The 254-nt window shown below is 56.3% G+C and carries 1 protein-coding gene; it reads left to right on the forward strand.

The features are described 5' to 3' along the window. Window positions 1-254: FHIPEP family type III secretion protein (locus tag FN960_RS24420; protein WP_185971159.1), on the forward strand; the 254-nt coding region annotated here is incomplete at both ends.

The raw sequence follows: 254 nt of genomic DNA on the forward strand, positions 1-254 counted from the left end.
GATGCCATCGCCGGGATCCTCATCATGGTCATTAACGTTGTCGGCGGGTTGCTGGTCGGCGTGCTGCAACATGGCATGAGCATGGGACACGCGGCGGAAAGTTATACGCTATTGACCATTGGCGACGGTCTGGTGGCACAAATTCCGGCGCTGGTGATTTCTACCGCCGCGGGGGTCATCGTTACGCGTGTCAGCACCGATCAGGATGTTGGCGAGCAGATGGTGAATCAGCTTTTCAGTAACCCAAGCGTTAT

Origin of the sequence: Alkalicoccobacillus porphyridii (genome assembly GCF_007293315.1) — a bacterium.
In the GTDB taxonomy this organism is placed as follows: domain Bacteria; phylum Bacillota; class Bacilli; order Bacillales; family Bacillaceae_D; genus Alkalicoccobacillus; species Alkalicoccobacillus porphyridii.